Annotated in this window: 17 protein-coding genes; 11 read left to right on the forward strand and 6 right to left on the reverse strand. The window is 41.8% G+C overall.

Annotation, left to right across the window (positions count from 1 at the left end):
- Positions 1 to 170 precede the first annotated feature (170 nt).
- The gene (locus tag QUE86_RS02975; RefSeq protein WP_286259110.1) at positions 171 to 2471 is read left to right on the forward strand and encodes a TonB-dependent receptor plug domain-containing protein; all 2301 of its coding nucleotides are present in this window, start codon (positions 171 to 173) and stop codon (positions 2469 to 2471) included.
- 58 nt (positions 2472 to 2529) lie between these two features.
- A complete protein-coding gene (locus QUE86_RS02980; protein ID WP_286259112.1) occupies positions 2530 to 4458 on the forward strand; it encodes a phytase in 1929 nt (642 codons plus the stop codon).
- A gap of 58 nt (positions 4459 to 4516) precedes the next feature.
- On the opposite strand, the gene QUE86_RS02985 is transcribed toward QUE86_RS02980, so the two are convergent.
- From QUE86_RS02985 to QUE86_RS02995, 3 genes are all read right to left on the reverse strand, one after another.
- Positions 4517 to 6103, reverse strand: a complete 1587-nt coding sequence (locus tag QUE86_RS02985) for an L-lactate permease (protein ID WP_286259117.1) — start codon at positions 6101 to 6103, stop codon at positions 4517 to 4519.
- A gap of 81 nt (positions 6104 to 6184) precedes the next feature.
- Complete coding sequence (locus QUE86_RS02990) at positions 6185 to 6769, reverse strand: YqaA family protein (RefSeq protein ID WP_130050931.1); 585 nt, start codon at positions 6767 to 6769, stop codon at positions 6185 to 6187.
- 59 nt (positions 6770 to 6828) lie between these two features.
- Positions 6829 to 7737: a GGDEF domain-containing protein gene (locus QUE86_RS02995; RefSeq protein WP_130050930.1), complete on the reverse strand. Its 909-nt coding sequence runs from the start codon at positions 7735 to 7737 to the stop codon at positions 6829 to 6831.
- Between the two features lie 239 nt (positions 7738 to 7976).
- Between QUE86_RS02995 and QUE86_RS03000 the strand changes: the two genes are divergently transcribed.
- Positions 7977 to 9209, forward strand: coding sequence for a TMEM143 family protein (locus QUE86_RS03000; RefSeq protein WP_286259120.1), 1233 nt, complete (start codon positions 7977 to 7979; stop codon positions 9207 to 9209).
- A gap of 141 nt (positions 9210 to 9350) precedes the next feature.
- Complete coding sequence (locus QUE86_RS03005) at positions 9351 to 11390, forward strand: S9 family peptidase (protein ID WP_167658026.1); 2040 nt, start codon at positions 9351 to 9353, stop codon at positions 11388 to 11390.
- A 33-nt stretch (positions 11391 to 11423) separates the two neighbouring features.
- Here the strand turns inward: QUE86_RS03005 and QUE86_RS03010 are convergent, their stop codons facing one another.
- Positions 11424 to 12554 carry an ROK family transcriptional regulator gene (locus QUE86_RS03010; RefSeq protein ID WP_286259123.1) on the reverse strand — a complete coding sequence of 377 codons (1131 nt, stop codon included), beginning with the start codon at positions 12552 to 12554 and terminating at the stop codon, positions 11424 to 11426.
- A gap of 154 nt (positions 12555 to 12708) precedes the next feature.
- Here QUE86_RS03010 and fucP point away from each other — a divergent pair, with 154 nt between their 5' ends.
- The 7 genes from fucP to QUE86_RS03045 all read left to right on the forward strand — a co-directional run bounded on the left by fucP (position 12709) and on the right by QUE86_RS03045 (position 20247).
- The gene (gene fucP, locus QUE86_RS03015; protein ID WP_286259126.1) at positions 12709 to 14022 is read left to right on the forward strand and encodes an L-fucose:H+ symporter permease; all 1314 of its coding nucleotides are present in this window, start codon (positions 12709 to 12711) and stop codon (positions 14020 to 14022) included.
- 59 nt (positions 14023 to 14081) lie between these two features.
- Complete coding sequence (locus QUE86_RS03020) at positions 14082 to 14453, forward strand: hypothetical protein (RefSeq protein WP_175580399.1); 372 nt, start codon at positions 14082 to 14084, stop codon at positions 14451 to 14453.
- Complete coding sequence (locus QUE86_RS03025) at positions 14453 to 14833, forward strand: hypothetical protein (protein WP_256854644.1); 381 nt, start codon at positions 14453 to 14455, stop codon at positions 14831 to 14833. Before QUE86_RS03020 ends, QUE86_RS03025 begins: the two co-directional genes overlap by 1 nt.
- 84 nt (positions 14834 to 14917) lie before the next feature.
- Entirely contained in the window at positions 14918 to 15688 is a 771-nt protein-coding gene (locus QUE86_RS03030; RefSeq protein WP_130050924.1) for a substrate-binding periplasmic protein, read from the forward strand.
- Positions 15689 to 15899: 211 nt separating this feature from the next.
- The gene (locus QUE86_RS03035) at positions 15900 to 17783 is read left to right on the forward strand and encodes an acetate--CoA ligase (protein WP_286259130.1); all 1884 of its coding nucleotides are present in this window, start codon (positions 15900 to 15902) and stop codon (positions 17781 to 17783) included.
- A 106-nt stretch (positions 17784 to 17889) separates the two neighbouring features.
- Positions 17890 to 19557: an asparagine synthase-related protein gene (locus QUE86_RS03040; RefSeq protein WP_167658031.1), complete on the forward strand. Its 1668-nt coding sequence runs from the start codon at positions 17890 to 17892 to the stop codon at positions 19555 to 19557.
- 120 nt (positions 19558 to 19677) lie between these two features.
- On the forward strand, positions 19678 to 20247 hold the full coding sequence (locus QUE86_RS03045; RefSeq protein WP_256854645.1) for a DUF2799 domain-containing protein: 570 nt from the start codon (positions 19678 to 19680) through the stop codon (positions 20245 to 20247).
- Here QUE86_RS03045 and QUE86_RS03050 read toward each other — a convergent pair.
- Both QUE86_RS03050 and QUE86_RS03055 read right to left on the reverse strand, forming a co-directional pair.
- On the reverse strand, positions 20233 to 21915 hold the full coding sequence (locus tag QUE86_RS03050) for a GGDEF domain-containing protein (protein ID WP_167658033.1): 1683 nt from the start codon (positions 21913 to 21915) through the stop codon (positions 20233 to 20235). The genes QUE86_RS03045 and QUE86_RS03050 overlap by 15 nt on opposite strands.
- Positions 21916 to 22026: 111 nt before the next feature.
- Positions 22027 to 23343, reverse strand: coding sequence for a DASH family cryptochrome (locus QUE86_RS03055; protein ID WP_250661109.1), 1317 nt, complete (start codon positions 23341 to 23343; stop codon positions 22027 to 22029).
- Positions 23344 to 23377: the final 34 nt, after the last annotated feature.

The following is a 23377-nucleotide window of genomic DNA, read 5'->3' on the forward strand; positions in this document are numbered from 1 at the left end:
CCCTTAAGCACTGTATTTACCTTAAAAAGATAGGGTTATTGCAGCTCAAAAGTGTTTTTAAAACCCTCTAATCACTTGTTTTTACTACCTGTTAGCGATTTTCTGTCACATTTGCGTCATTTAAGCTGCGTACTTTGCTCGTCAAACCAAGGACAACCAGGAGCAACCCCATGAAACAATTTAAAACGAAGGCGTTAGTTAGCGCCCTCGCCTTATGTCAATTTGCCGCTTACGCACAAGATGAGCAAAGCAGCGAAGAGAAAAAAGTAAAAGTCTCTGAAGAGCTTGTTGTATATGGCGAAATCGGTTATCGCAACCGCTCACAAGAGCTGGCACCGACGCTTGAATACTCACAAGAATACTTTCAGCGCTTTGAACCTCTTACTGCCGGTGATGCATTAAAACGTGTACCCAGTGTGACGTTTTTATCAGATGTTTTAGAGTCTGATGGCGCGCGTATGCGCGGCTTAAGCCCCGCTTACACCAAGGTCCTTATTAATGGTGAAGAAGTACCTGGTGCAGGTGCTGACCGCTCATTTTTTGTTGACCGTATTCCTGCTGAGCTAATTGAGCGTGTTGAAATTATTCGTGCTTCAAGTGCAAACCGCTCTGCAGATGCCATTGCCGGTACTCTAAACATTGTATTGCGTGACGGTTACAGCCTAGATGGTGGTTACCTTCGTGCGGGTGGCCTGCGTTATGACGATGGCGAATTAAAAGAAAGCTTTGCCGGTGTTTACGGCACTGAGTTTGCTGGTGGCCGTTTGTTACTTGGCGCTAACTTACAAGGTCGTTATAACCCAAAACAGAAATCAAGCTTACGCTATGGCGACAGCCCTGAGAATAACGCCAATTACAAAACTGAAGAATTCGATAACCGCGAAGATCAATCAGATACTCGTGACGGTGACGATACTTCGCTAAATGCCAGCTACGAAATAGCCTTTGATGATGGCAGCAAGTTCGATATCAGCGCAATTTGGGTTGATACCGATCGAACTGAAGATGAGCGCTCATTCGAATATGATGACCCAACAGCAATCAATAACTCGATTGTTGAAGGCGGTAATCTTGAAACAGACAACGCCAATGTATCTTTCATCGACCAAACCAACTACAACATCAACTCAGGTTATGAGTTACCGCTCTTTGGTGGCACCAGTAAATTCAAGCTTGGTTTTGCAAGCTTTGAAGAGTCTGTTTACGAGCAAGAAGTAGAAATCGATACTTCTGAGCTGCCTATGGTGTTTGAGGAAGAAGAAGAAACCGTAGACCTTGATGACAAAGAATGGTCATTACAATGGCAACATAGCCTATTTGCAGGCGAGAACAAAACGATTCAATTCGGTGCCTTTGTACAAGGTAAAGAGCGAGATACCGCCGTCTATCAAGCCGAAGATGAAAGCGAACAAAGCTTTACAAGCTGGGATCAGTTCAGCAAAACACCACTGTCACTGGCAGGCTTTAACAACGAGTTTGAAGCAGCCGCTGGTGGTGTAAATAAACTCGAAGAAGACCGCCTAGACGTATTTGCATTAGTTAAGCACGAAGACCAAGACTTCTCGTGGGAATTGGGTGTACGCTATGAAACAACCGACTCAACCATTACTGACAAAGCAGAAGGTTTGAGCGCTAAAAACGATTATGACTTTTTCTTGCCATCGGCACACTTACGCTACAACGTCTCAGAAAACGGCCGTGTGAGTGCCTCTGTAGCGCGTAGCTTACGTCGCCCTGATTTTGACTACATCACCCCCGCTCTACTTGAAAAAGAACTAGGCGATAACGACTTTTTAGGTAACCCAGACCTACAACCAGAATCATCGTGGGGTATGGACTTAGGTTATGAGTATCGCTTAGGTAAAAGCGGCGTCGTGGGTATCAATGTGTTCTACCGTGATGTTACTGACCTTATCGAAATTGCCAATACAGGCCAGCAAGGGTCAGAAGGTGATGGTACTTATATTTTGCAACCTCGTAACACCGGTGATGGCAATGTTCAAGGTATCGAGCTTGATTTATCAACCCCGTTAAGCGCTATTAGCATGCCAAACACAGGAGTATTCTTTAACTACTCATGGCTCGATTCAGAAGTAGATGACACCTTTGGTAGCCGTAAATTCAACGACCAATCTGACTACGTATTTAACGTTGGTTTTATTCAAGACCTGCCTGATTTAGGCGCTTCATTCGGTGCAACTTACCGTAAACAAGGTGATGCTTATGGCCGCATCGTAGGTGAAGAAGTAACCACACACTACGGCGCAGACCTTGAAGTATTCGTAGAAAAACGCTGGCAAGACGTCACGCTTCGTTTAGTAGGTTCAAACCTACTAGATGCAAGTAAAGACGAAACCTTTAACAAGTTCGACACCGTTGATGACCAAATCAACCGCGACTTTGACGAGTATGAACTGGAGTCTGAAGAAGCAGGCCCGGTTATTCAGTTAATGCTGCGCTACGCATTTTAATACACAAAAGAGTTATTAAGGCAGCTCATTGCTGCCTTGTTTTATATTTGGGGATCCCATGAATTTTACAAAACCACTTAACCTTGTAGCCAGTGCAGTGATGCTAAGCACCCTAGCAGCCTGTAGCCAAACAACAGCGACCGAGGCGCCAAGTAAAAACCAATTAACAGCCTTTGGCACAACTGAAAATATGCAAGGCTCACAAGCAGCAGCCCTTGCTGATGACGCTTGGTTATTGAGCTCACAAAGCCAAGGCTTACAACTAATTGATGCCACAGGTAAACAGCACGCATTACAAAAAGGTAATTTCGAAGCGCTCTCTGTTAAAGCAATCAACAAAAATAGTTACCTTGTTGCCAGCATCGATAACGAAGCTGACCAAGCAGTGATTTTTAGCTTACAAAAAGCACCAAAATGGCAGTTAACCGAAATTAGCCGTATCAGCCCACCTAAAGCAAAACCTGAGGCTGTGTGCTTATTTGCTAACCCGACAACTCAAGCTGTGTCGGCATTTGTGGCTGATGCCCGCGGCCTTATCCGCGAGACTTTAGTGTTTGATATTGCAAACAAACACGCATTAAACCTTGAATTACGCGAGTTTGCCGGTGTAAGTGAAACATCAGGCTGCGCGGTTGATGATAACAGCAAAACCCTTTACCTAAGTGAAGGTGAGCTAGGCATTTGGCAAATTAACGCAGATGCCGAATCTCGGGCTGATAAAAAGCCCATTGCTATGATGTCGCCATTTGGCAGCTTAGCGCCTGAAGTTGGCGGTTTAAGCACATCAGATGATGGCAGCTTATGGTTCACCACTTCTGAAGATAACCAATTACATCGCTACGAAAGTAAAACTAAACGTTTTAGCAGCTGGCAATTTGCTGGAGAACTGGCAATTGAATCTGCCGCAGTGCGCTTTAATAATAATCAAGCTGACATCGTGTTATACGATGATGAATCTGGTCATTATGTAAAAGGTCAAATAGATGGGCAGGCTAAACAACATAATAGCGCTAAACCAGCCGCTGTTACTTACATCAATGCACAAGCGCAAACCGATGCAGTACGTGCTTTTGGTGATGCCGCCGATGACCCTGCAATTTGGGTAAACCCTAATAATGCAGCAAAAAGCCTGATTTTAGGCACCGATAAACGTCGTGGTTTAATGGTGTATGACCTTGCAGGCAAAGAGCTACAAGCGCTAGAAACGGGCCGTTTAAATAATGTTGATGTGCGCCAACATGCAAGTATCAACAACGCAACGAATACCTGGATTGCTGGCAGTAACCGTACTCATAACAGCATCAGTGTTTACAGCGTCGATACTCACAATCAGGTGCAACATCTTGCAGAGCTGCCAACGACTCTAAAAGAAATTTACGGTATGTGTATGTACTCATCAAACACAGGCAACTATGTGTTTATGAATGATAAGTCAGGCCTGTTTCAGCAATACAAACTAACTGGTAATAATGAGAGCGTATCAGCACAACTAGTGCGCGAATTTAGTGTTCCGAGCCAACCTGAAGGTTGCAGTGCAGATGATAAAACCGCACAGCTATTTTTAGGTGAAGAAGACGAAGGTATTTGGTTTATTGGTGCTGAGCCTACAGCAAAAAATAAACCTGTAATGCTACAAACCGTGAACGATATGCTGGTGGATGATGTAGAAGGCATGGAAATCTACCACGCTAAAGATGCCCGTTATTTAGTGGTTTCTAGCCAAGGTGATTACAGCTATGTGCTTTATACAATTATCGATGGCAATCCCCCTAGCCTTGAGTTTGCAGGTAAATTTGCAATCAGCAATAACCTAGAGTTAGCAATCGATGGCGTATCAGAAACCGATGGCCTAACGGTGACACCGGCTGCGCTACCAGGCTACCCTGAAGGGGTGCTAATTGTGCAAGATGGTTACAACCGTATGCCACAGGCACCGCAAAATTTTAAGATTATTGACTGGCGCGAAGTAAAAAAAGCCATTCAATAAATTACTCCGTAAAGGTGCTCGGTTTATCTGGGCACCTTTTTTATCTGAACATGTTTAATCAGTAAAATAGATAACTAAAGCCCCCTACTATTGCACCGTAAATTAGCATAGGCAAAAAGGTTTTCTTAAGCACTGGCCCTTCTTGATTATTAACTCCAACAATACTGGCTACAGCAATAATATTGCTAATGCAGATCATGTTCCCCATCGCTGCACCCGTTGATTGCAACGCAAGCACTAAAGTTTCTGATAAGCCCACTTGCTCTGCTATGCCATATTGAATACCGCCAAAGGTAAGATTAGACACCGTTGCCGAGCCCGAAAAGAAAGTCCCGAGCGCCCCCAAATATGAGGCAAATAATACCCAATGTTCACCACTTACATTAGCAAAGGTGCTCGCCATATAAAATATGGGCGCATTATGGCCACCTTGCATTAAAACATTAACCATCACCAGCGCCCCAATTAAGGCAATACATGGCAGAGCAATACGCCCTAAGGTATCGGTGCACATCTGTTTAACTTGTAGCTTGCTCATTTTAAGTAACGGTACACAGATCAGCACAACCAATACAAACGGGATTAAGGCCGGTACAAATAAGGTTTTATACGACCACCCCACTGACGTACCAAATATTTCCTGTAATGAAAGGATTAGGGCTTTACTTAATTCAAATTGAGCGAAGCCCAAATGCATGCTCATCCAGAGTGTTTCGTCGTTAAGCAATGCTTTAATGCCTAGCTGATGAATACGGGTTATGACCAGCACAACAATTAACAGTAATAACGGGAATAAAGCTAAAAACAGCGCTTTTGGTGTGAGCTCAACCTTGCCTTTCATGCTTTGTATATTTACAGCTGAGTTATCTAACCCCACTCCCTTATTCGCTAAAAAGATAGTGAGCAATAGCCCCACTGCACCACCTATCAACGATGGAAATTCATAGTTCCACTGGGCAAACAACCAATAGGGTAAGACACATGAAAACACACTTAAATAAATGAATACGCTATTTTGACGCACCTTTTTTAATGGTAAAACAAGACACAGCGCAATCATAGGAATTACCAAAGCAGCAATAACATGACAAAGCGCCGTCCATTTTGAGATAGCCAGCACTTGTTCATCATCTAATTGTAGCGCCGAGAAACCAAACCAAGTAGGCGTGCCAACAGCCCCAAAAGACACGGGAATCGAGTTTAGAATCAAAGTAAAAACAATCACTTTAAAAGGCGAGAAACCAAGCCCGACCAAAATAGGCGCCGCGATGGCCGCAGGCGTACCAAACCCCGATGCGCCTTCGAGCATAAATGCAAATGCCCAACCTATGATCATCAACTGTGCAACCTGATTACTGCTAATAGATTCGAGCCAATGTTTAATCGTGGTTTCGGCTCCAGATATTGCCAACATGCGATTAAGTAAAATAGCCCCAGCAATAATCGAAATAGGCGTCATGACAGACAATACACCGGCAAACGAATTTGCAAGCAATAGCCGTAAATCAGCTTGAAAGTAAAACAGTTGCAGTAAAGCAGCGAGTAGCGCCGTTATTGGTAAGGCAATATAGGAAGCGATGGGGCTGCGTTTTACCATCATCCAGATCAGCACCAAAATAGGTAGTGCAGCCACTAGGGTATTCATGGGTCATCCTGTTGTTTTTATTAAGCGCTTTCCTTAATTCAAAGTATAGACAGGATAATCATAATCAGTATTTTTTATTTGTTAAATGAGTGTACTGAGCCACCAAAGTAACAGTACTAACACCGAAATAGCGACTAACGCTTTGGTTTTGTGCTTTTGAATAATTCGCTCAGCCTGATTACCCGCGTAATACACAACCGCGGCAAGGGCAAAGTAGCGGATTGAACGAGCAATGACCGTTGCCAGTAAAAATAGAAAAATTGAATATTTGGTTGCCCCAGCTGCAAGCATGGCAATTTGAAATGGAATAGGAACGATGCCGAGCGTCAGTACAAACCAAAAGCCTTGTGCTTGCATTTTTTGTTTAACTTGCTCAAATTGCTCTGGGTTTGAGAAGGTATTAATAACCCAATCCCCAACCACATCAAATAGATAATAACCGAGGGCATAACCAAAAATAGCGCCGACAATACAGCCAATCGTCGCCATTAATGCAATTAACCAAAGCTTTTCACGACGGGCTTGCATTAACGGAACAAGTACAGCTTCAAGAGGTATTGGCACTATGGTTGACTCTAAAAATGATGCCACCGTAATCGATTTAAGCATATGTTTTGAGTCGATAAACTGCCGTGTTTTTTGCTTAAGCTTTTTAGCAATCGCCATTATTCATCCTTAATTTTTTTGTTGCGTTTTAGATTACAACAAAAACCCTTAACCGTACCTTACGGATTATGAATATAACGGCTACGACCTTGGTTTTTAGCCAAATAAAGCGCCTGATCGGCACGCTTCATAGTATTGCTAAACGTTTCTGTAGTACGTTTAATTGCTGACCCCACACTTACGCTGAGCGTTTTACTAGGAGTAACCAAAACGTTACTTGCCATACATAGCAGTTGTTGACAGGTCTGGCTCAATATTACGCGATCATCAGTTGGTACGTATAAAGCAAACTCTTCTCCACCTATACGTGCAAATAAAATAGTTTGCTCTAATGCCTTGTGGCACTGCAGCACAAAATCAACCAGTACCTGATCACCCACATCATGGCCGTACTCATCATTTATCGCTTTAAAATGATCAATATCTACAATCACAATACTAAATGGTCGGTCTTGATTCTGTTGTACATAGTGATAAAAATATCGGCGGTTATAAGCCTTAGTAAGCACATCGGTTTTAAGCTCTTCCTCTAACTGTTCACGAGTTTTTGCTAAATCTGACAATACTAAAAACAAACCAAAACCAGTGACCAACATACCAATCGTTCGACTAATATCTTCAATATAAATCCCAACCCAGATAGGTTGGAACACTAGCTCATCAAGAAAGTCAAAAGTCAGCCCAACACTCCACAAAAAAATACCAATACTTAAAAATATATAGCTTCTTTTTGCAACTACCGATGTTTGTACAAAAGCGAACATACATATGAGGATCAGTAAATTAATCGCATCTGTTAATACGCCATTGAGGTAGATATCATTTTCTAATCGATAAAAATGGTAGAGGTATATCACCACAATCATTAGTAATGACATAATAAACACGCTGATAAATAACTGCTTTATAACTAGCGGTACTGAACTTAACTCAGCTTTCACTTTGATTGTTGGGGGTTGTTTACTCATAAGAGATCACGACAACTTACTGCAATTGAACCAACATTAGCAAAGCGTGTTTAAAAGTACATGACAAAGCGCCTGTGAATTTCAAAAACCAGCATTTTGACTGAAGAACTCAGCCTAAAAACAACCCCTTTTGCTCAGTAAAAAGTTCTACATTTACGCTATTTTCTGATAAATATCGCATTTCTGGCATCATTTTTTTATCATCTATGCGGATTCTGTTTAATACATTTACTAGCATAATGACTAACACACGATTTATTCCTTTTCGAAAACACGACATTATTAACCTTTGCCAAGTCTACTTGGGCGAACGGCAGAAAGCGTCATTTATAGAGTTTTGTGTATTACTACAAAGCGTGACACATTATCAATATCACGAACTGTTGGAATCATTAAAAGATAATTACGCGCCATTTGACCCAAATAGCGACACCCGCACACTAAAACCGATTACCAACGAGCAACGTGCCTGCTATCAATCTGCGTTTGCAAAAGATTTTGCCACGGTACTCAATGCTGCCAACTTTGAAACCATTACCAATCAAGACTTACAAGACGCGCTTAATGAAGAGTCATTATTTAAAGTGCGTTTGGCCGTTGAGTTTGATGATTTTGCTGAAGTGGTATTTTACCGTCGTGGCGAATCGCAAAAAACCGAGACTTTGCGAAGCTTCTGGGGGCTTAAGAAAAAGCAAATTCAGTTTACTAACTACGACCGCGTTGCCGTATTCATCCGCTTTAAAGACGAGCAGTATTTTTTAAAAAAAGGCAAAATGCCGCTAGGCTTTGAGCCAAACTCAACTATCGTCAAACTATTCCAGAATGTACCAAAAGCCGATTTAGAAATGCTGTTTCCCAATAGTGAAGTAAAAATGCGCCCTATAGATAAACTCATTATTGGCTCATCAGCACTAATTGGTGGTGCTGTAGTTTTAGTAACAAAATTAGGCGCCTCAATTCTACTTCTTATTGCTATGATTGCTTTTTGGGGTGGTTGGCGTAGTGAAGAAGTGCACATGAGTCAGCAGCACTTTATAACCTTTGCAATCGGCATGGGAGTGTTTGGCAGCTTTATCTTTAAAGAGTGGAGTAAATTTAAAAACCGTAAAATTCGCTTTATGAAAGCACTGGCCGACAACTTATATTTTAAAAACTTGGATAACAACGCTGGTGTTTTTCATACCCTTGTCGACGCAGCTGAAGAAGAGGATGTTAAAGAAGCTCTGCTTGCCTACACCTTTTTATTAAAAGCCAACACAGCAATGAGCGCAGAACAATTAGATAAGAGAATTGAGCAGTGGTTCAACGAACAACACAATTGCCAACTCGATTTCGAAATTGATGATGCCTTAAACAAGCTCGTAAAGCTTGAGCTGGTTAATCAGCAAGATGACGTTTATACAGCAGTTGATTTAGATAAGGCCAAACAGCGCTTAGATACGCGTTGGGATGACTATTTTAAGTTTTCCTAAGCCTTTAAAATCAGCTACTAGCACGCACAAATAGACTTTGCGTTAATTCAACTGGGGTAAATGCAACTTTATCTCAATGTGCTTGCGCACAGAATGCTCTGCTTTTAGGATAAAATTTTACGGCTAAAAAAAGACCATTCCATGCAATTAAAAAAAACAATCCTCATTGGAGCAAGTTTGCTATGCGCAGCAACGACGGCTCAGGTATATGCTAACGACAAGTTTGTCTCAGAAGATATTTTTCAACTTGAATACGCAGGTGACCCACAAATAAGTCCAGACGGTAAAAAAATCGTTTATGTGCGCAGCGGCTACGACATCATGAAAGATGGCAACAAGCGTAGCTTTTGGCTGTACGATATAAAATCTGGCCAACACACACCGCTGTTCTCTGATGAGCATAACTATAGCCAACCTACTTGGTCTCCAGATAGCAAGAAAATTGCTTTTACCAGTAACTCAAGCGGCTCAAATCAACTTCACGTTTATTGGTTAGCGCAAGACAAACAAGCATTATTAACGCAACTGCCAAAATCAGTACGTAACTTAACCTGGTCGAATGACTCTGAGCAAATTGCTTTCACTATGAGCATTCCTGAAGGTAAATCTGCGTTCGCTAAATCAGTAAAACTACCGAAGAAACCAAAAGGTGCCGAGTGGTCAAAACCTGTTAGAGTTTTTGAAAAGGCACGCTATCAAGCTGATGGCGCTGGCTTTTTAGAGCCTTCATATCGTCACGTTTTTGTTATTCCGGTTTCGGGTGGCACACCGCGTCAGTTAACATCGGGTGATTATCAGCATTATGGCCCACTAGCATGGGATCCAAGTAACACAAAACTGGCTTTTTCTGCTGATCGCAATGATGAGTGGGAGTACCGCACAACTGAGTCAGACCTTTATGAAATTAATGTAAAGTCAGGTGAGCTTACGCAGCTAACTGATTTGCCTGGCCGTGAAACTAAGCCTCGTTACGCTAAAGACGGTGATGAACTTGCCTTTGTTGCCCGTGACAACGCGCCTGTGCCTTATATTAACTCAACACTATCTATGCTCGATTTAGATGATAAATCAATCAAGCATATTACTGAAAAATTAGACCGTTCAGTGGCTGATTATAAGTGGTCAGGCGATGGCGACTTTGTTATTCAGTACGATGATTTTGGTAAGCGTAAGCTCGCTAAAGTAAACAGCCGCGGTAAGGTAACTGATTTAACTGATACCGTGTCGGGCACTTCAATTGGTCGTCCGTATATCAGTGGTAGTTTCAGCATGGCCAATAATGGTGCCATTGCTTACACTACTGGCAGTGAATACCGCCCAGCTGATTTAGGCTACCTTTACAAAGGTAAAAAGAAAACGCTCACTTCATTAAACGAAGATGTGTTAGGTCATAAAAAGCTTGGTAAAGTGCACGAGCTGAATGTTAAATCGCAGTTCGATGGCCAAGCAATTCAAGGTTGGTACATCACACCACCTGATTTTGATGAAAGCAAGCAATATCCATTAATGGTTGAAATTCACGGCGGCCCACACCTGGCCTATGGCCCAAGCTTTACTGCTGAATTACAACGTTATGCCGCTGAAGGTTACGTGGTTGTGTATGTTAATTACCGTGGTTCAACAAGTTACGGTAAAGACTTTGCATTACTGCTAGACGGTAAATACAGCTCTGAAGAGGACTTTGCCGATCATAACTCTGCGGTTGATGCGATGATTGCTAAAGGCTTTATCGACAAAGATAACTTATTTATTGCTGGTGGCTCAGCAGGTGGTATTGCAACGGCTTATGCTGTTGGTTTAACAAACCGCTTCAACGCAGCTGCGATTACCAAACCGGTGATCAACTGGTTAAGTAAAACTCTTTCAGCTGACAGCTACATTGGTCAAATTCGTAACCAGTTCCCTGGCATGCCATGGGATAATGTTGAGCATTACTGGAAACGTTCGCCGCTTTCATTAGTAGGTAACGTAACCACGCCATCATTGATCATGACTGGTGAAGAAGACCGCCGTACGCCAATTTCAGAATCAGAGCAATTCTACCAAGCACTAAAACTGCAAAAAGTAGATACCGTACTTATTCGTGTACCAGGCTCGCCACATGGTATTGCAGGTCGTCCATCACGCATGATTTCGAAAATTGAATACACGCTTGCGTGGTTCAAACAATATCAGAAGTAATAATTTAAACAGGAGTGAGCTGCTCACTCCTGTTTAAAAATAATGACGACTAAGCGCGAGTTGAGCAGAACCTATCGACTGCGCTTTTTCTCCACAAATACCTAAACTCACTTCACACGAGCGCAACCCCCGACTATCTAACTTTGTAAATGCTTCAACAGATAGCTGTTTGAGCAGTTGTAAAGCCTTACTTGGCAGTGGCGAATCAATAATCACCGCTTGCATATCTAACAAGCTCAAACTGTTATGCATGGCAATACTGATAGTCTCAGCAGCTTTTTCAAGCCAAGGCTGAACTAGTCGTTTATGCTCTGTAAACTGACTGTCAGTTAGCTCGTACACTGAAATGCTAAGTTGCTGCTTATCAAACTCGCTTTGCAATGATAGTAATGAACATTGACTAAGTAACTGCTCCCGATCAGCGTTTAGCATTGAGCCTATAGCACCGGCATTACCACTTTTACCTTCGAGAAGTTGGTGGTTAATCACCACAGCCCCACCTAAAAAAGCCCCCAAATAAACATACAAAAAATCGCTGTAGTTATTAGGGTTACCAAGGCTTAGTTCTGCACAGCAGGCAGCGTTATTATCGTTACTAATATAAACCGGTAAATTAAACTGACTTTCTAAGTAACCTTTTAAGTCGAAATTTTGCCACTGACTAAGGGTATTTGTTGCAGTGTCTGAAGCGGCTTGCCATTGCCAAATATCAAACGGCATAGCGACCCCTAAACCACACACACGCGCCCTTAATTCAGGCTCTAGTTGAGTTTTTAATTGTGGGATATGTATTTCTAAAAATGCTTTAAGTTCATCGACAGAGGGCTCTTCCACTTCAACTGATATGCTGGCTCTTTGGTTACTTTGTAGGTCAACTAAAATAAGGTCAAAACGACGTCGACCAATTTTCAAACCAAAACTAAATGCGCCATCTGGGTTGAGTCTAAACGGCACGCTAGGCTGCCCTACTCGTCCCTTTAAAGGTGCTCCTCGCAGTAATAAGTTGTCTTCTTCTAGCTTATTAATATTTACCATCGCAGCTTGAGCAGATAAAGATAGCGCCTTAGCTATTTGCGCTTTAGGCATACTTTCATGCTGCCTAATTAAGCTTAAGATGGCACGTTCGTTACAGCTTCTCACTGTTGGGTTTAGACTGCGATTCATAACATCCTTCATAGTAAAGTCTCATGAGCGGCCTATTAGACCTGTTTGTCATACTATCTGCCACTATAAATAATAAATCAACCTAGTTGATTTATTATTTATAGTCGTGAATACTGTCGCTTACAACAATATGAACACATTAAACTGGTGAGCTATGCAAACACAGTCCGCTATTGTATCGCGCCAAATGCTTTGGCCTTTTATTCTACTTACAATTTGCTTTGCAGCTTGGGGCACTGCAGCCAATATGACAGACCCATTAGTTAAAGTTTTTAGCAAAACATTTTCGATGAGTGCGCTGCAATCTGCCTTAGTGCAATTTAGTTATTATGGCGCTTACTTTTGCTTGGCTTTACCCGCTGCAATGATTAACAGACGGTTTAATTACAAAACTGGGTTGCTAGTTGGTTTAGCCATGGCCGCATGTGGAGCATTACTGTTTTATCCCGCCAGCCAAACCATGCTCTATAGTCACTTTTTATTAGCCTTGTTTATTCTTGCGGGCGGTTTGTCTATTTTAGAAACCTCTGCAAATCCTTATGTTATGCAGCTTGGATGCGAACAAACAGCAACTCGCAGGCTCAACCTAGCCCAAGCCTTCAATCCTGTGGGTACTAATATAGGTGTGTTTTTGGCGGCTACTTTAATCTTGCCAAACTTAAATCAAGCAGATAGTGCTGGCCGCGCCCTAATGAGTGAGGCGCAATTAAAAACAGTTGTGAGTGCTGAACTTAATGCCGTAATGGTGCCGTATGTCGGTATGGCGTGTTGTTTAATCTTGCTGTGGCTATGTATCTTTTGTAGCCGATCGCCTGCAACAGTAGCAAAAGCGGCAACACCAGCTCGAAAGCTTAAAAAAACCTTTCAACATTTGTACCAAAATAAGCATTATCGATTTGGTGTGCTAGCACAGTTTTTTAATGTTGGAGCCCAAACTTGTGTGTGGACTTACACCATCGGCTATACGATGGAAGCTCTTAACACAACTGAAGTTACGGGCGGCCAAGTCTTACAGTATTCTATGTTGGTGTTTTTAGTGTCACGCTTCGTTATGACTTGGCTAATGCGCTTTATAAACGCGGCTAAATTGCTCCGTTTTATGGCCTTAGGTGCAGCCGTACTTTGTTTTGTTGTTGCAACCCAAGTTAATTTAGCTGGTGTGATAGCACTCATTGCTATTTCAAGTTGTCTCTCTTTGATGTTTCCAACTATTTACGGGACGGCACTTGAGGGGTTAGGCGATGATGCAAAGGTCGGCGCGGCAGGCTTAGTTATGGCGATTTTAGGAGGAGCATTTTTACCCCTGATCCAAGCCGCAACTATCGATGCATTTAACACTGCTGTGTCATTTGTTGTTCCGCTCATTTGCTTTTTGGTTGTAGCTTTATATGGTCACCACAGCAAAGTAGCAGCTCACTTCGTTAAGCAAACTGATATAAAACTCCACGCAGGGCAGTTGCAGGACTAAACGCATCAATGAGATAATGCACCTCGTTTACCTACTTAAGCGAGGTGTATCATCAATTAATGGCACATATTACATTTTTCTTGGTCAAATTTTTGGCCTTTTCTGTTGGCTGTTTTGCCTGCTTTTTACTTCATGACCAAGCCAATGTTGCCCTTGTTTTATCTGCCGCTGTTACCGGTTTAGTTGGCACATTTATTCCTTTCCCGGCTCGTTTTGGAAATCACCCTTATGCAGCTATTTACGCAGGAAGCTTTGCCGGCATGTGCTCATCAAGTTTAATTGATAGTTACTGGGAACTAAGTTTTATTTCTTTGATCGGTGCCTGTCTTTATATGCTAACTATGAATCTATTTGCAGGTTTTGGTGGTCGCCTTGGTAGTGTTGCCTTTGCCAGTGTTGCTCTGTTTATGATGGCTAAAGGAGTCTTATAGTGGATATATTTATAGCACTAACCGCTTTAGCAGGTGCATTATCTACCTACCTAATAGCACATCATAATCGCTTTGATGCCATTCGAGCATCTGCTACCTCAAGCATTATTGCTTATGGCATTTTGAGCTTATTACCAGTAAATTTAGCGCTTTACTCTGTGGCATTTTTTGGCGGGACGTTTATTGGTATGAGCGCACCAAAGCGCTTTGGATTCTTCACGTTAACTATTTCTTCTTTACTATTTTCTATCTTATTTGAATACTTAGTCCCTCTATTGGATGGCTATGGTGGTGCACTAGGCTTGAGTGCCTTTTTATCGGTCTGTATTTGCCACATGGGCATTTTAATGGGCGCACCACGCAGTAAGAAAAGCAATTAAATATTCCAGGCCTTTTAAAAGCCTATACCTTTGCATTAAGATTTATTAGTATGTTAATTGTTTATTTATAAATAATGGATATTTATGCCGTTTCGCTCATTACTGATTGCTATCATGCTTCTGTGCATCAGTTGTGCAACTGCTGCGGATAATTTGACCTTTATTGCTGAAGACTTGCCTCCATACCACTTTATTAATCAGCAAGGCGAAGCAGATGGCGCACTTATAGAAGTTATTGAAGCTACTTTAGCGCAGGCAGATCTAGCGGGTGAGTTTAGAATAATGCCGATGGCTCGGGCTTTTCATGAGCTTGAAAACAATCCAAACATACTAATGATCTCGCTTTTAAAAAACCCAGCTCGTGAAGCTAAATTTAAATGGCTGGGGCAAACGTATTTCTCTGATGCTTATTTAGTTGATCTGGCTTCTCAAAGTCAAAACCATGAAGTACAAAGCCTAAAACAAGCTGAGAAATATCGCGTTGCGACTATACGTGGTTATTCCAGCGAACATTATTTAAAGCAAGCAGGATTTAGTGAAGATAAAAACTTAGTGTTAGTAAGTCATTATCATCAGCTGTGGCAGATGCTTGAAAAAGAACGAATCGATTTTGTACTAACCAATACACTCACCCTGCAAAATGAACTTGTTTTATCAAATGTAGAAGCTAAAAAAATTCATAAAAGCCTTCACTTAGATGACTTTCCTTCAGAGCTTTATTTAGCTGCAAACTTGAATTTAAATCCTGAAACGGCAATGAGGTTAAGCATTGCACTTTCGACACTTAAAGAAACAGGTCAATACCAAGCCATTTTAGAAAAGTGGCAGCTCCCTCTACCCACAGCCCCTAAATAACGCAAATTTGAAACCATTTTTTAATTCGAGAATAAGCATATCTTCCCGAAAGTTGATTGATTTTGTAGCTAAATTTCAATAACACCAGCTATCTTTCCAAGAATAAATGAAGCTGATGCCGACCAAGGTCGCATATTATTTAATCAAAATCCCCCTTATATTTTTTTATACGTTGTACAAATCTCTCACTAAAAAGTATAGGAGCCTCATTATGGCGGGCGAATATCAACAACAATATCAACAATTTCAGCGCAATCCGGGCCAATTTTGGCTTGAACAAAGTAAACGGGTTCCTTGGTTTAAAGAACCTAGTACACCCTATCAATATGACGATAATGATTTTTATCACTGGTTTGCTGATGGTCAGCTAAACACTAGTTACCTAGCCCTCGACCAACACGTCGAAGCAGGCTTTGCAGATCAAATCGCTCTGATTTACGACTCCCCTGTTACCAATACTAAACAACAATACAGCTATGGCGAGTTACAAACTCAAGTTGCCAAATTTGCGGGACTTATGCAGTCCCTTGGCGTAAGTAAAGGTGACCGTGTCGTTATTTATATGCCAATGATCCCACAAGCCGTTATTGGTATGCTGGCATGTGCGCGTCTTGGTGCCATTCACTCAGTCGTATTTGGTGGTTTTGCACCGCACGAGTTAGCAGTTCGTATTGATGATGCAAAACCTAAGCTTGTGCTTACAGCGTCTTGCGGGGTTGAAATCAACCATGTGATTGAATATAAGCCTTTGCTTGATGAAGCTCTCGAAAACGCCAAGCATGTAGTTGAACACTGTGTTGTATTTCAGCGTGAACAAGCTTTTGCCGAGATGCAAGATGGCAGAGACATCGATTGGCAATCAGCCTCAGATGCAGCGAGCGAAGTGGGTGCAGTGCCAGTGGCAGGTGATGATCCGCTTTATATCCTTTATACCTCAGGTACGACAGGAACACCTAAAGGAGTGGTTCGAGAAAATGGGGGTCATGCTGTCGCAATGCATTACAGCATGGAAACTGTGTATGGTATGAAACCCGGCGAAGTATTTTGGGCCGCCTCTGACATCGGTTGGGTCGTTGGTCACTCTTACATTGTTTACGCGCCACTTATTTATCGCTGCACTACAATACTATATGAAGGCAAACCAATTAGAACACCTGATGCAAGTGCCTTTTGGCGAGTGGTTGAAGATTACAAGGTCACCGCATTATTCAGTGCCCCTACTGCGTTTCGCGCAATTAAAAAAGAGGACCCTACAGCCGAGGGCTTCAAACAATACGATACCTCTAGTTTAAAACGCTTATTCCTTGCTGGTGAGCGCTTAGATCCACCAACTTATGAGTGGCTCAAAGACAACACAGGCTTGCCAGTGCTCGACCACTGGTGGCAAACAGAAACAGGTTGGGCTATCGCTTGTAATCCAATTGGTATCGAGCAACTTGCAACTAAACCGGGCAGCTCAACGGTACCTACACCGGGCTTTGATGTACAAATTCTTGATATGAATGGTGAGCAGTGCGCTGCAAACGAAAGTGGTGCTGTGGTCATTAAACTGCCCTTACCACCTGGATGTTTACCAACAATTTGGCAAAACAATGAACGTTTTCAAGCGGGCTATTTAAACGAATATCCAGGTTATTATCTCTCTGGTGACGGTGGCTATATTGATGATGATGGTTATCTGTTTATTATGGGCCGTACAGACGATGTTATTAATGTCGCAGGTCACCGCTTATCAACAGGTGAAATGGAAGAAATTGTGGCTGCTCACCCAGCTGTTGCTGAATGCGCAGTGTTTGGTGTTAACGACGCACTAAAAGGCCAATTACCGATGGCGATGATTGTACTCAAAGACGACTACCTCGGTGATAGCAAAGAGGTGGAGCAAGAGCTTATCCACACAGTCAGGCATCAAATTGGCGCTATTGCCTGTTTGAAAACAATCGTTCATGTTGAGCGCTTACCAAAAACCCGCTCAGGGAAAATACTCAGAAAGAACTTACGCCAACTGGTCGATGGTGAAGAACTACAAATTCCATCCACCATTGATGACGCGAGTATTTTTGATGAGATCAACCAACAACTTAACAATCGCTGATCAGCTTTTGTAATGTTACCCAAAGGCCTTGTTGTAAGGCCTTTATTCGTTTTGGCCTACGCCTTGCAACTTCACTAGTAAGTTAGCAAACGAAAAGGTAGTTAACATGGCTGTTATCGCAGGTTATATCCAATTCAATGAATTAGGCAAAACAGAATTTCATTATATTAATCAACTATCTGATGCATTTAATCGCTATAAAAAAACAGATGTTAAGCGCTTTGATTGTGAGAATGGAGCTATTTTTCACTATGATTTCGATGCATACCAACAAGCAAGTTGGTTGCAAACTGAGTCGCAAATTGCAACGCTGATTGGCCATCCTTTACTCAGCAGCTCCCGTAGTGATGATTTAAAGGCCATGGCAAATGCAACCTCACTCAACACCTGTTTACAGCAATGTGAAGGGGTTTTTAGCTTTTGCCAGTTTAATAGCCAATTAGGCTGCTTAGTACTTGCTACTGATCCACTTGGGTTAAAACCATTTTATACCTTAAAAACTGCACATGGCTTACTATTTTCGACCAACTTAGGCTTATTTAAACAGTTGAGTATTGAGCTTGAAAGCGATGCAGAAGCCCTCACTGAGCTTGCTGTGCTTGGCTACCCGCTTCTTGACCACACACCTTATAAAAACATTAAATGCTCATATCCAGGCGAAATATTACGGTTTGATGTCAGCCATGGCGTGGTAAAACAACGTTACTTTGACTGGGTCGCCCTTGCCAAACAAAACCATGAGGTGACAGATGCAATTGATGGAGTCACTCAGGCTTTTCGCAGTGTTGTTACAAAAGCGATGCACACCGATAAAAAAGTGCTGAGCACCCTCTCTGGAGGTCTAGATTCGCGACTAATTAATTGTGAACTGTTACGCCAAGGGGTTGAGCTCAAATCGTTTAATTTTTCAAAGTCAGATAGCCAAGATCTCTATTGCGCAAAACAATATGCTTCGCAAAACGCCCTTAAGCTTGAAGTAGTGCAAGTACGAGATACGCAAAAGCTTTCTGTTGAACAGCGGCTTGGTAAATACTGGCGTAAGGCGCATCACAATGAATATAAAACCGTTACAAGACCACAGATCAGTTGGTCAGGTAATGGCGGCAGTGTTGGCTTAGGTGCCGTATTTTATGGCGACGATATTTATGCAGCAGCAAAAGAAAACAATCTTGATAAACTCATTCAAGCTTATTTAGATCAGCAGTACGCTTATTTGCCAAAGTCAGTAGTTCATAATGCGGCTATGCTGCAACAAAAATTAATAGATAACCTAAAAGTTAGTTTTAAACCCTTGGCTGAATTACCACTCGAAAAAGCATTTCAGCTATTTTTACTTCTCAATGATCAACACCATCATTTGAGCATTCCAAATGAGCAAGTATGCGACTTTAAAATGGAGTTCTTCCATCCATTCTATTCGTGGAAAGTACTGCAATATCCTCTAGCTGTCCCTGTTGAATATGTACGTAAACACCGCTTTTATCAGCGCTGGCTGAAAACCAGTTACCCACGAGCTATGCTTGCACCATGGCAAGCATACCCAGGTCATATGCCTTGCCCAATTAAAGTAAACTACCAATCACAATGGCAATTTAACAATAACAACCTGATGCGTTTTGGCGAGCTATTTAAGTTGTGGTACGAGATTATGCGCTTTGACCGCCATCAATTGATCAAACGCAGTCACTTTACTGCGTTATGTTTATTACAATTAGCACACTTAAAAAATGCACAGTCAAATATTCGCATTGCTCAGCGGTTCTGTCAGTGGTAATTAAAAGCGTGTAATGCCCTCAACTGAGGGCATTGTTACGAAATACAAAAACTACTTTCTAAAAAAATACATTACAGGCTAGAATCTAGTCAGTTACTAATAATTTAAGCCGAGACTTTAATGAGAAAATGGACACTTCCTCTGCTGTCATTAATCGTATTAGCAGGCTGTACCTCTGTTAGCAAAGATGAATGTTTGCAAGCCAATTGGCAAGGTATAGGTTATAAACATGGTGCTGATGGAACGGAATATCACGATGGGCTAGATGCATTATCGCAATGCGGCGAATATGGCGTTAGTGCTGATATTGCTGAATATAAAGTGGGGTACGATCTGGGTCTGGCTGTATATTGTGAGCCCGAAAATGGTTTTACCCTTGGCATACAAGGGGTCTCTTACAATGGGGTATGTAACAGCACCGCTTTTCGTAAAGCATGGCAAGAAGGAAACGACAGATATCAAGTACAGCAAAGGCTGGCATACATAGATGACCGAATTGACGATATTGACCGGCGCTTAAAAGATATTCGCGCTGAGCTTAATAGCAATCAGCTCGATAATGGCCAACAAAAAGAGTTGTATAGAGAACGTAAAGATTTAGAACATGAACGCAAAGATTTACGCAAAGAGCGCGCATTGTTACCTCTTTTAAATAAACTACCTAGTGTCGAAATATCAACCCAGTGGTGAGGCTTTATGTTTAAGCTTCATCTGATACATTTGCTCGTCAGCATTGGCGAGTAACTCTTTCGCGTTTTTACCATTCTCTGGGTAAAGCGCGATTCCAAAACTAGCACTGACAGGCACTTTGGTTGCGTAGCGCTTTGCTACGTCCTCAACTGCTTTTTTGCAACGCTCAGCAATGTCTTGGCAAACCAAATGTTTCGATAAATTCGGCAATAAAATGACAAACTCATCGCCCCCAATGCGGGCTAATATATCCTTATCACGTAGCTGAAGTGAAAGCTGCTCACTGATTTCAAGAAGTAGATTATCGCCCTGCTCATGACCAAAGGTATCGTTCACCAGTTTAAAGTTATCAAGGTCTACATAAATCAATGAAAACCAATTTTCTTCACTTGTCGCACTAAGAGTAAGTGAATGCAACTGGATATCTAAACCACGACGATTTAAAAGCTTAGTGAGTGGGTCTTGATTAACTAATTGAGCAAGTAGCTGGCGCTTTTCTACAGCTTGCGAAATATCATCAAATGCCCCAATGAAATGACTAATATGGCCATGTTCATCATACAATGCATCGATAGTTAACAGTTCAGGAAATACTTCACCCGTTTTACGCTTGTTCCATACTTCACCTTGCCAGCGGCCACTCTTTAAGAGAACTTCCCACATCTGTACATAGAACTCTTTTGGCTGCTGATTAGCTGAAAATACGGATGGATTTTTTCCGATGACATCCGATTTTTTAAACCCGGTTATCTGCTCGAATGCAGGATTAACATCCACAATTTTAGGCTCTGCCGTTGTAATCAAAATACCGCGACTAGTTGTTGAAAAAACCGCTGTAAGCAGTTGTATTTTCTCGTTCCTTTTTACTTCTTCTGAAACATCTTCGATATAGCCATTCCATTCAACGCTTCCATTCACACGGGCTATGGGTGACGATTTTCCTTCAACCCAAATCACACCTTTTTTTGGGTGATTAACTCGGTATATCTCGTGCCAATCACATAATTCTACTCGTGATTTTTCAATGCTTTTAACAACTCGGGCTAAGTCATCAGGGTGAATAATCTGCATAATTAAATCTGCAGATTTTTTTATTTCATAAGCAGTACAGCCATAGATATCAAAGACTTTTGAACTAGCAAAAGGAAAACATGCCTTACCGTTTTTATCGACTACATACTGATAAACAAACCCGGGTAAGTTATCAGTAAATTTTTGCAACTTGGCATGTAAAAAATCAATTTCACGCTCTTTTAACCACTGCTCAGTAATATCGATATGAACACCAAGCATCCACTCTGGATTACCATCTTCATCCCAACTGTGCACCTTTCCTTTATCGAGCACCTTAACCCAATGTCCCTGTTTGTGTTTCATGCGCGCTTCACAGATATAGCGCTCTGACTCCCCTTTGAAGTGAGCATGTAAAAGTTGTTCTGATTTTGGCAAGTCGCCTGGATGAGCAAAGCTGAGCCAGGTTTCAATTGAAATTGGCGATAACTCTTTCAGTGTATAGCCGATAATATTCGCCCATTTATCATTGAAAACAGTTTCGCCTGTTTTTACATTCCAAAGCCAAATTCCCGCATCACTACTGTCGAGAATTAGCTGAGATAGGTCAAAACCAAGCTGCGATTTTATCGCATCATACCCTTCACTAAATACCATAATTAGCCTTGTTAACTAGGCCTTTCAAAATTAAAGCAAGCCTTAATTATTATTCTAGTTAACAAAATAAAAAATACTAAAAATCCGTGAAGAATATTGATCTAACACAGGCTATGAAGATATAGGCCAATCCACCTCATTGACACTATCCACACTGTTTGTAATTGTTTGCTCTCCTTGCCATATATCAATATAACGAGCCAAGGGGTCATATAGCGCTGTTTGCTTATTGATATGAAAATGCCGCCCGCCTCTAGGATCAACACCGACGCCCGCAATATATTGCCAATTCCCCCAGTTCGCAGCCACATCATAATCTATGAGTTGTTGTTCGAAATAGGCCGCGCCATAACGCCAGTCAAGAGCAAACTCATTAACCAAACAGCTTGCCGCAATTTGCCGCGAACGGTTAGAAATATAGCCTGTCGCATTAAGCTCATGCATTATTGCATTTACCAAAGCAAATGGTGTGCACCCTTGGCACCACGCATTAAAACGGTGACTGTTAAAAGTGGTCAGTGGCGCACTGTGCTTTAACCCGTTAAAGTGGAAAAGTTTTGCGCCAATTTGCATTGCGTGCCATTTAAAGTATTCGCGCCAAAGCAATTCAAACTTTATCCAATAACTAGATTCATTAGCACCGTTTTGCAATTCATATATTTCAACTTCTCTGTACAGCTGTTTTGCGCTAATTTCGCCACCAGCAAGCCATATACTAAATTTAGTACTATTGCTAAAACCGTCTAACTCATTACGTGTTTCTTTATAACTGCTCGGCGCTTTTGACGAAAAGTACTGACGACAATGTTGTTGGGCAGCAATTAAACCACCTTTAAAACTACCTGACCTAGTTGGAGCATCATCAACAGTGTTCTCAGGGCATAGTTGTACGGGATGAGGTAAGTAACTTACAGGCTGCAGCGGCGCTGCTATAAATGTTGACTCTGCTTCTACCTTTTTACGAAAGGCTGTAAAGTTTTTAGGTAGGTTATCAAGTTGGAATGGCAAGTCACTTGCTTTAAACAAGGTATCTTGCTGATAGGTTTTCACTGTTACTTGAGGGCATAATGCTTTGATTTTGCCAAGCTGTTTTTGCTCATAAGTACCAACCTGCTCAGTACAAACCAATGCTTCAATTTCATATTTTCGCAAACGCTGAGTTATAACTTGCTCTGGCTCTCCGGTGATCACATGTAGAGTTTGCCCAAGCTTCTCAAGTTCTTTTGCAAATGCAGCTAGACTCTCAAGTAAAAAGTTGTACTTGTGCGTGCCATACGGTTTTGACTGAAAGTTAGTTTGCCTAAACCAGCGTGGTTCAATCACATACACTAAATCTAGCTCGCCGTTAAACTCAGCTAATTCAGATAAAATTTCATTGTCGACCAAACGTAAGTCATTTTGCAGCCAGTATAAAACACGCTTTTTCATTATTTACTCTACTAGAAACTTTAAAAACACATAC

Origin of the sequence: Pseudoalteromonas apostichopi, assembly GCF_030297135.1 — a bacterium.
Classification (GTDB): Bacteria; Pseudomonadota; Gammaproteobacteria; order Enterobacterales; family Alteromonadaceae; genus Pseudoalteromonas; species Pseudoalteromonas apostichopi.

Bases quoted from the DNA above. Each gene is read 5' to 3' on its own strand.
- QUE86_RS03050 (WP_167658033.1), bottom strand. From the start codon at position 21,915: ATGGTATTTAGTGAAGGGTATGATGCGATAAAATCGCAGCTTGGTTTT.
- fucP (WP_286259126.1), top strand. From the start codon at position 12,709: ATGCAAACACAGTCCGCTATTGTATCGCGCCAAATGCTTTGGCCTTTT.
- QUE86_RS03005 (WP_167658026.1), top strand. From the start codon at position 9,351: ATGCAATTAAAAAAAACAATCCTCATTGGAGCAAGTTTGCTATGCGCA.
- QUE86_RS03055 (WP_250661109.1), bottom strand. From the start codon at position 23,343: ATGAAAAAGCGTGTTTTATACTGGCTGCAAAATGACTTACGTTTGGTC.
- QUE86_RS03030 (WP_130050924.1), top strand. From the start codon at position 14,918: ATGCCGTTTCGCTCATTACTGATTGCTATCATGCTTCTGTGCATCAGT.
- QUE86_RS03010 (WP_286259123.1), bottom strand. From the start codon at position 12,554: ATGAATCGCAGTCTAAACCCAACAGTGAGAAGCTGTAACGAACGTGCC.
- QUE86_RS02995 (WP_130050930.1), bottom strand. From the start codon at position 7,737: ATGAGTAAACAACCCCCAACAATCAAAGTGAAAGCTGAGTTAAGTTCA.
- QUE86_RS03000 (WP_286259120.1), top strand. From the start codon at position 7,977: ATGACTAACACACGATTTATTCCTTTTCGAAAACACGACATTATTAAC.
- QUE86_RS02985 (WP_286259117.1), bottom strand. From the start codon at position 6,103: ATGAATACCCTAGTGGCTGCACTACCTATTTTGGTGCTGATCTGGATG.
- QUE86_RS03040 (WP_167658031.1), top strand. From the start codon at position 17,890: ATGGCTGTTATCGCAGGTTATATCCAATTCAATGAATTAGGCAAAACA.
- QUE86_RS03045 (WP_256854645.1), top strand. From the start codon at position 19,678: ATGAGAAAATGGACACTTCCTCTGCTGTCATTAATCGTATTAGCAGGC.
- QUE86_RS03020 (WP_175580399.1), top strand. From the start codon at position 14,082: ATGGCACATATTACATTTTTCTTGGTCAAATTTTTGGCCTTTTCTGTT.
- QUE86_RS02990 (WP_130050931.1), bottom strand. From the start codon at position 6,769: ATGGCGATTGCTAAAAAGCTTAAGCAAAAAACACGGCAGTTTATCGAC.
- QUE86_RS02980 (WP_286259112.1), top strand. From the start codon at position 2,530: ATGAATTTTACAAAACCACTTAACCTTGTAGCCAGTGCAGTGATGCTA.
- QUE86_RS03035 (WP_286259130.1), top strand. From the start codon at position 15,900: ATGGCGGGCGAATATCAACAACAATATCAACAATTTCAGCGCAATCCG.
- QUE86_RS02975 (WP_286259110.1), top strand. From the start codon at position 171: ATGAAACAATTTAAAACGAAGGCGTTAGTTAGCGCCCTCGCCTTATGT.